The organism is Granulicatella balaenopterae, from assembly GCF_900111135.1.
GTDB lineage: Bacteria > Bacillota > Bacilli > Lactobacillales > Aerococcaceae > Granulicatella > Granulicatella balaenopterae.
This window is the reverse complement of record NZ_FOGF01000057.1, coordinates 1-8571: the sequence shown is the minus strand read 5'-3', so window position 1 is coordinate 8571 and position 8571 is coordinate 1. Positions and strand designations below refer to the sequence as shown.

The 8571-nt window shown below is 36.4% G+C and carries 7 protein-coding genes; all 7 read right to left on the bottom strand.

What is annotated here, in order from left to right; genetic code table 11:
- Nucleotides 1–147: 147 nt before the first annotated feature.
- The 7 genes from BMX09_RS10215 to cysS all read right to left on the bottom strand — a co-directional run bounded on the left by BMX09_RS10215 (nt 148) and on the right by cysS (nt 8326).
- Nucleotides 148–3090 carry an FAD-dependent oxidoreductase gene (locus BMX09_RS10215; protein ID WP_218138948.1) on the bottom strand — a complete coding sequence of 981 codons (2943 nt, stop codon included), beginning with the start codon at nt 3088–3090 and terminating at the stop codon, nt 148–150.
- 31 nt (nt 3091–3121) lie between these two features.
- Nucleotides 3122–4129, bottom strand: a complete 1008-nt coding sequence (locus BMX09_RS09265) for a DMT family transporter (RefSeq protein WP_089747967.1) — start codon at nt 4127–4129, stop codon at nt 3122–3124.
- Between the two features lie 361 nt (nt 4130–4490).
- Entirely contained in the window at nt 4491–5057 is a 567-nt protein-coding gene (locus BMX09_RS09260; protein ID WP_089747965.1) for a sigma-70 family RNA polymerase sigma factor, read from the bottom strand.
- 34 nt (nt 5058–5091) lie between these two features.
- Nucleotides 5092–5625: an NYN domain-containing protein gene (locus BMX09_RS09255; protein ID WP_089747964.1), complete on the bottom strand. Its 534-nt coding sequence runs from the start codon at nt 5623–5625 to the stop codon at nt 5092–5094.
- Between the two features lie 17 nt (nt 5626–5642).
- Nucleotides 5643–6512: a 23S rRNA (guanosine(2251)-2'-O)-methyltransferase RlmB gene (gene rlmB / locus BMX09_RS09250; protein WP_089747962.1), complete on the bottom strand. Its 870-nt coding sequence runs from the start codon at nt 6510–6512 to the stop codon at nt 5643–5645.
- Entirely contained in the window at nt 6502–6912 is a 411-nt protein-coding gene (locus tag BMX09_RS09245; protein ID WP_089747960.1) for a Mini-ribonuclease 3, read from the bottom strand. Before BMX09_RS09245 ends, rlmB begins: the two co-directional genes overlap by 11 nt.
- A 1-nt stretch (nt 6913) precedes the next feature.
- Nucleotides 6914–8326, bottom strand: coding sequence for a cysteine--tRNA ligase (gene cysS, locus BMX09_RS09240; RefSeq protein ID WP_089747958.1), 1413 nt, complete (start codon nt 8324–8326; stop codon nt 6914–6916).
- Nucleotides 8327–8571: the final 245 nt, after the last annotated feature.

Here is an 8571-nt window from a genome sequence, read left to right as displayed (position 1 = left end):
CTGAATGATTAACTCTTTATTTTTTTAAAAGCCAATAAGCACATAAAAAATAGGATCAATGATTTTACTCATCAACCCTATAAATTATAGAACCTATTTATTTTGTTTTAGCTAGTTTTTTCAAAACCAACTACGACAGTTAATTTTTTAGTCTTTAAATTTTTCGAAACGTTCTTTTGTCGCTAAACGATTTTCCCACATTTCTTCTGTTGTGTCATATGGACGTTTGCCTAAGTCAGCTTTCATATATGTATCACCGAATAATAGGTTTAGGATATGAACTGAATTTTTTCCAGCTGTCATCATTGTACCATTACATGAGCCACAATATGTTAGGATATCATTTTGGTTGAAGTCGTTCACACGTCTTGTGTAGACACGTTCATATAATTCTGGGTTTGAAGAACAGACCATTCCTCCTACACCACAACAACGAGTGCGCATTCCATTACGTTCGATTTCTTCCCATTTATAGCCCATTTCATCTAGCATCCAACGAATACTTTCGTGATGGCTTGATACATCTCGTGTCACGCATGAGTCATGAATATTAAAGACGATATCTGAGTCTTTACCGATTCCTTTAGCGCCTTCTGGTAAGCCGATTAAGTCATGCATTAAGTCCCAATATGAGATCATGCGTTGGTTACGATTTGTTTTACCAAATACTTTATAGCATGATGGGCAAACAGTGATAATAACTTCTGCTCCCATTTCATCTAATTCATCAATCGCCATGGCATTTCTTTCGTCGAATTTGGCATTTTCACCTAAAAATCCTGTTACTTTACCACAACAACGTAACATAGCACCTACATTTTCTTCGCCTAGTGAATCTTTTAGGTGACGTAAGATGTTTTCGTTTGCTTCTGGTGATAGAGCTGATACGGTACATCCTGGTGCATATACGTATTTAGTTTTTTTCTTTTTCTTTGGTGTTTGTGCTGGTGCTTGGTTTGTAGTGGCTGGTTCTTTTTGGCCTCTGCATCCGCATCCTGTTTGTTTTGGTTGTTGTTCTTGGTGTTTGCAAGCACAATTTTCATGTTTGTGTGTATGAGTTTCTTGTGTCATAGATTCTCCTGTTCCTTTATGAGTGTTACAGCCGCATGAAGTTTTTTCTTCGTGGTGTTTACCTCCACAGCATGCTGATTTTGGTTTTTTGCCACAAGCACAGCGTTCATCTGATACGGCATCGACTACTGTGTCAATTACATTATCGATTACTTCATGAATGACTGTTTCGACTACTGTTTCAACAACTTCTTTTGATGGTAAGTTTGAGTCAGTGTTTTTACCTGGGACTGTTGTACAATATTCGTCAGCACATTCTAATACTTGCGCTTCTTCACTTTCTAATAATTCATCGATTGCTACTACGCCATCATTTTCTTCGGCATAGGCACGTTTGATTCCCATGAAGTTTTCACGGATGTCATAGCTCTTCGGACACACTAATGTACATTGACTACATTCATTACATGAGTAGGCAATCATTTTATCCATTTTTTCATGGCCTTTTTCTAGATATTCTCTAAATAAAGCTTTTGGACATGAGGCATAGTCATTCATCATGATACATTCTGTCATACATAGACGGCATTCACATTGGCGGCAACGGTCTGCTTCGTTATGTGCTTCGTCTGCTGTGTAACCTAATAGTACTTCTTCAAATGATTGGATACGTTCTCTGGCTGGTAATTCTGCCATACCCATACGTGTTCCTTCGATTTCATCCCAGTTTGTTGGCATGTCTAATTTTGTTGTATAGGTTTTTGTATCATCAATATTGCGGCCCTCGCGTAAGTCTTCATTATTTAGATAACGTCTTACTGATTCGGCAGCACGTCGACCAGTAGCCATTGCTTGGATAGCGATGACTGATTCACCTGATGCATCTCCTGTTACGAAGATTTTTTCATTTGTGTTCGCTTGTAATGTTTCTGGATCGCATTCAAATGTTGAGTTACGGCGTTGTTCTAAAGCATCCCCCGCAAATTCTGCGTCAACTCCTTGACCAATCGCAAAGACAATTGTATCTACTGTTAAGTCGAATGTTTTATCTTCATTGAATTGTGGTGAGAAACGGCCTTCTGCATCGAACATTCCTAGACATTCTTTCATTGTTACGCCTGATACACGTCCATTTTCGTCTTTATGGATTGTTTTAATTGCTTGAGCATGGTTAAAGCTAACCCCTTCATCAATAGCGCCTTTGATTTCGTGGTTTGAGGCAAACATATGGTCAAATGAATCCTCTAAACATGCTGAGTAGACTTTTTCGATACTACCAACACGTGCTGCTGTTCTAGCACAGTCCATTGCTACGTCACCACCACCGATTACTAAAGCTTTTGTTCCAGCTTCTTTAACGTCTCCTGTTAGGGCTGCTTCTTTTAAGAATTCTGCTGCTGAGAAGATGCCTTTTGCGTCCCAGTTTTCTAGGTTGCGGTCGACACGTCCTTGATGTTTCCCTACTGCTACTACTACGCTATCAAATTCGTTAATAATCTCGTCAAATTGTACATCTTTACCGATTTCACAATTCATTTTGAATTCTACACCTAATTTGTCTAGGTAAGTAATTTCATGTTCTAAGACATGTCTTGGTAAACGATAAGCTGGGATTCCAACTGCAAGCATACCGCCTCGTACTGGTAATTTTTCAAAAATTGTTACGGCGATACCTTGGCGACGTAAATCGATTGCTGCTTGTAATCCTGATGGTCCAGCTCCGATAACGGCTACTTTTTTACCTGTTTCTGGTGCAGTTGTTAAGTCCCAAATGCCTTCTTCATCAAAGTTATCAGCCGCATAACGTTTTAAACTTGCAATTGCCATTGGACTTTTGCCTTCATTCCATTTACATTGTGCTTCACACGGATGAGCACAGATACGACCTAATGAACCTGGTAAAAATAATTTATCACGGATAACTTTAATAGCTTCTGTTCCTTCGCCATCTCTAATTAAGCGGATATATTCTTTTACATCAGTGTGCATTGGACAAGTTGCTTGACAGGCTGCTGTTTCTTCTCCCATACAACCATCGACTAATTCTTCCATATTTTTAATAACTTGTTTATCTAACATTTTTTTCCTCCAATTGGTCTCTTGCTTTTATCTATTTATTTTTTTCAGTTAATGGCCCTAAAGCAAAGATAAAGACACCTGCTACAATAATAATGCCCCAAATTGCTAGGTTTAATGTAATTGTTTGACCGAATAATAAAGCACTAAATACTAATACCCATAAAGCGGCTGTTGAGTTTAATGCTGTCCCCATTGCTGCTCCAACTAAATCAACAGCTTTATACCATGATAAGTAAGTAATCGCTCCTAAAATCGCAATTCCTGCATATTTAAAGACCATACCACTTGATACGACTTCTTGTGCCATTGGATATCCACCAATTACTGGTAAGATAACAACTGAATAAGCAATCATTGACACGAAATAACGTAAACATAAGAATTGTTGAGGCTCAGCTACTACATCATCTTCACCTTTAATGTGCTTCATGGCATATCCAATAATCACACCTTCTAATGCCCAGCCAAATACTGCGACAATCGCGAATAAGATTCCTTTAAAGAATGTATCCGGCACACCTGCTGAAGGATTGAACCCTAACATAAATGAACCAAACAAACTAATTCCAATACCGATTGCTGATTTGTAATTTAATTTTTCTTTTAAGATTAAGTACGAAAGAATTGCCCCAACACCTGGATAAGTTACGGCAATACTAGATGCATATGGCGCTGTCGCATAATTAATCGCTAATAAATAAGCACTCATCCCAATTGGCGAACCAACCAAGGCTGCAATAGCGGCTGCACGTCCTTTTTTCGTCTTAAATAATAAGTGAAACACTGCTTTTAATTGTTTTCTGCAAAGTAAATATAATGCTACCCACATAAAACAGAAACTTTCATGAAAGAAAGCTGTTACTAATGGTGAAAAATCAAAACTTAATTCTGAAAGCCCTTTCGATAAGGCGTATGCTTTATCTGTGAATAGTTCTGCTTGTCCCACTTTCCCCATTAATACACCGTCAAGACCCCATGCAATCCCTACTAGAACGCCAAATGCGATCCCTTTTTTAAATCTCTTCTTCTCTGTTTCCATACCTTCCACCTTTCTTTTTTGTTAAGACACTATTCTTTTATATAGCTCCTAACATCTTAACAGTTGACAAAAAATCTTATGTCTTTGCTTAAAATATATCTTTTACAATACAGGTGGTCTTGCTAATAATTGATAATAATCATATGATTTCACCCTGTCTTTAAAAATACTTAGCAAAGTCATCATTCTCTTAAATACTCAATCTTTTTTCAAAAAATTCAATACTCAAGATTCCTTAATCTTACCGTGTTTACTACTAAAAAAGCAAGTATAATCATCAAGAAACAAAAAAATAACCACCTCATTATTCGAGATGGTTATTTTTGTCTGTTATATTTCTTTTATATAAGCATAATGTGTTTTATTGTAAGTACATCAGCATTTTTTGTCGACACCGATGGTAAGCATTTTTTTGACATATCGGTCTAATTAATTCTTCTGCTTCTATCTCATTAAGTGTTAGCCATTGATATAAAATTTGCTTTTCAAAATGAGATAAGCTACAGATATACTCTTCAATATTCTCTTGAATAATTAAGCGATTCTCAGAATAATAACCTTTTGAGCTAGATGCCACACCATAATGAACCGCTGCAACATCAACTAATTCATCTTCTCTAACAAATAGGTTTTCAGGAATTTGTTTTTGCGTGTGTTTTTTACGCAATTCATCACACAAAAAATTTTTCAAAATTTTCGTATAATACGTTGAAAATCTAACCTTATACTTCTTATCAAAGCTCTGGACTGAATTCAGTAATAATAAGCGTGCTTCTTGAAGAAAATCTTCTTGTTCCAGTACACCCGATATCGTGTGATTAAGATAGACCCATCTCATAAGCGGTTCTACCCCTTGCACTAATTCCGCATCATCAATCCTTCCAGATAAATAACTATCCACATAATATTCAGCATCCTTAAGTACCAAACTTCTATATCCCCCTTTGGCGATACAGTCATTCTTAGTCTTCTTTAGAATAATGTAGAGCAAAACGTAATTGGTCTAATTCTTGCCATTGCTTATCATCCCATGGCGATTTACGACGTTTTCCAGACAATTCAAATTGTTCTGAAATATCTCTTTGCTTTTTTTTGCTTTCCTTAATTTCATTATAAAACTCGCGTGCTGACTTTCGCAGAGCTCCTTGTTGAAAGATCATCCACTGTTCTGCCAAATCACTGGTTGCTACTGATACTTGCGTTAAGCGATTATTATATTTTGGTACAGTTCGTTCAATATAGCTATCAGCAGTCTCTTTTTCAGCTGTAAAAATAACTTTCACAGCATACTTATCAAATGATTGCTGTACTCCTGGAACAAATTGTGCATCAAAAACAACCCACACTTCAATATTTTCAAATTTTTGAAAATTCGAACATTCATGTAATAATAAATCTCTTGCACTTTCAATATCATCTGCTTTTTTTAAAGCAACTAATTCAGGCCAAGCACCAATCATATTATAACCGTCTACAATATAGAGTTCCTTTTTCATGGCGCTCACCTCCAATATTATAGATTATGTCTTCCACGATAGACTTCATACATCATTAAGGCACTTGCAACACCAGCATTTAAACTTTGAACATGGCCAGTCATTGGAATGGTGACCATTTCATCAACTGAATCTTTCACTAAACGAGAAATACCTTTACCTTCATTACCAATTACGACCGCTAATGGACAATCTGTTTTCCAACGGCGATAATCCGTTCCATTCATATCTGTCCCAAAGATCCATACACCACGTTTTTTCAACTCATCAATTGTTTGGGTAATATTCGTTACTCGTACAACCGGCACATGTTCAATGGCTCCTGTTGATGTTTTAGCAACTGTTGATGTTAATGAGACACTACGACGTTTTGGAATGATAATCCCATGTACACCAGTTGCATCTGCTGATCTAAGAATTGAACCTAGATTAAATGGATCTTCAATACCATCTAAAATCATAAAGAATGGCTGTTCTTCTCTTTTTTCGGCAATTTCAAATAAATCATCCAGTTCAGCATATTCAAAAGCTGCAATTGATAATACGACACCTTGGTGAACAGCATTATCTGTTAAATCATTCAATTTAGTTTTCGGAACATTTTGAACTTGAATGCGATTTTGTTTAGCCAATGCAAGTATAGTCGTGATTTCTGGGTTAGACAACGCTTCTTGTACGAATAATTTATTGATTTTTTGGTTTTTTTCCAATGCTGCTAAAACAGCGTGTCTTCCGTAAATAAAGTCTGGTTGTTCTGAATCATGTAAGCTAATTTCTGAGGACTCAAAGCGTTCATTTTTAGGTTGAAATCCTTTAGTGGCTCTTTTTTTATGATTTTGGCGGTTCGATTTATTGTAGTGTTTTTTATTGTTTGGTTTATAACTCATTACTTGTCTCCTCTATGATGGCAATACTTCTTGCGAAGATTTCTTCTAATCTGGTTTGTTGCTTGCTTAAATATAAGTATCCGCATAAGGCTTCAAATCCTGTTGCGACACGGTATGTTGTGACGTCTGCGTTTTTGGCGCTTGTATGGCTTTTAGCATTGCGTCCACGTTTGTAATAGCTTAATTCTTCTTCGGTTAAGTAGTCAGCTGTTTCTAATAAGCTATGCATAATGCGTGATTGTGCTTTGGCTGATACATAACTTGTTGTGGCACGGTGCAGACGATTTGGTTGTGTTAAGCCTTTTTCTAGGACATATTCACGAATATATAAATCATAAATGCCATCCCCGATATAAGCTAGTGCTAAGCCGTTTAGTTGTTTGTAGTCAATGTTTGTCATATTATGCTCTTCTCCAACGTGTTCCTTGTGGTGTATCTTCCAGTAGGATTCCTTGTTCTTTTAATAAGTCACGAATTTCGTCACTGCGCTTAAAGTCTTTATTTTTTCTTGCTTCTAAACGTTCATCAATTAATGCTTGAATATCTTCGTCTAATAATGCTGCTTTTTTCTCTTCAATTCCGAAGATGCCGAATAATTCTGTGGCTTTTTGATAAACTTTTTCTAATACTACGCGTGATACTATTTCGCGTTCTAAGTAGACATTCCATTCTTTAATCCATTGATATAAGATGGTCATACCGTTTTGAGCATTAATGTCGTCGTCCATTTCTTTGATGAAGTCTTGTTCTAATTGTGCAAATTTTGCTAGGACTTCTTCATCGTCTGCTAATGAGTCGGCTGCTGTTTCTAGGCGGTAGTTCGCATTAACAAATGTTGTGTTGATCTTTTCTAAGTTAGCTTGAGCATCATCTAATGAAGCTTCACTGAATTTTAGTGGGCGACGATAGTGAGCTGTTGCTAGGAAGAATCTTACAATTTGTGGGTCTACTTTTTGAATTAAATCATGTACTAATACGAAATTACCTAATGATTTACTCATTTTTTCGCCATCTTCACCGATTGTTACGAAGGCATTATGCATCCAATAGTTCGCAAATGGGTGTCCTGTTTTTGATTCACTTTGGGCAATTTCATTTTCGTGGTGAGGGAATGACAAGTCTTGTCCGCCGCCGTGAATATCGATTGTGTCGCCTAAATATTTATTAGCCATTACGGAACATTCGATATGCCAACCTGGACGTCCTTTACCCCATGGTGAATCCCAATTAATTTCGCCTGGTTTTGCTGATTTCCATAATGCAAAGTCTAATGGGCTGCGTTTTTTGTTATCATCAGCAGTTACTGTACGTTCACTTGCTCCCACCCGTAAATCTTGAATACTTTGATCACTTAATTTCCCATAACCATCAAACGATTCTGTCATGAAGTAGACATCGCCTTCTGATTCGTAAGCTACACCTTTTTCAATTAAGTCGGCAATAAAGTCAATAATTTCTGTCATTGTGTTCATTACTGTTGGGTGAACTGTTGCACGTTTTACATTTAATGCACCAGTATCTTCAAAGAAAGCTTCAATATATTTTTTAGAGACTTCTTCAGGTGTCATGCCTGTTTCTTTGGAACGCTTAATAATCTTATCATCAACATCAGTAAAGTTTGATACGTATTCTACTTCAAATCCACGATATTCAAAATAACGACGGATAGTATCGAATGACACACTACTGCGCGCATTTCCGATGTGAATGTAGTTATATACTGTTGGTCCACAGACATACATTTTAATCTTTCCTGGTTCTAATGGTTTAAATTCTTCTTTTTCACGAGTTAATGTGTTATATACACGAATCATAGCTTTATCCTCCAAATTCATCGTTTAAACGGTTATTTTCTCGGTTCTACAATAAATGATGTTGTTGAAGAAATTTTTCAATGGCATCATTTATTTTTTTATACACAAAAAGCATCTGATGCCCTATAATAAAATCGACTAAAACTTTATAAAGGAGGGCTTCAGATGCCTAATAGTAATTGTATACGAACTTTATTAAATATTCCAGATAAAAATATCATTTTTGATAATAATTCAGTATCCAA

Bases quoted from the DNA above. Each gene is read 5' to 3' on its own strand.
- BMX09_RS10215 (WP_218138948.1), bottom strand. From the start codon at position 3,090: ATGTTAGATAAACAAGTTATTAAAAATATGGAAGAATTAGTCGATGGT.
- BMX09_RS09265 (WP_089747967.1), bottom strand. From the start codon at position 4,129: ATGGAAACAGAGAAGAAGAGATTTAAAAAAGGGATCGCATTTGGCGTT.
- BMX09_RS09255 (WP_089747964.1), bottom strand. From the start codon at position 5,625: ATGAAAAAGGAACTCTATATTGTAGACGGTTATAATATGATTGGTGCT.
- rlmB (WP_089747962.1), bottom strand. From the start codon at position 6,512: ATGAGTTATAAACCAAACAATAAAAAACACTACAATAAATCGAACCGC.
- BMX09_RS09245 (WP_089747960.1), bottom strand. From the start codon at position 6,912: ATGACAAACATTGACTACAAACAACTAAACGGCTTAGCACTAGCTTAT.
- cysS (WP_089747958.1), bottom strand. From the start codon at position 8,326: ATGATTCGTGTATATAACACATTAACTCGTGAAAAAGAAGAATTTAAA.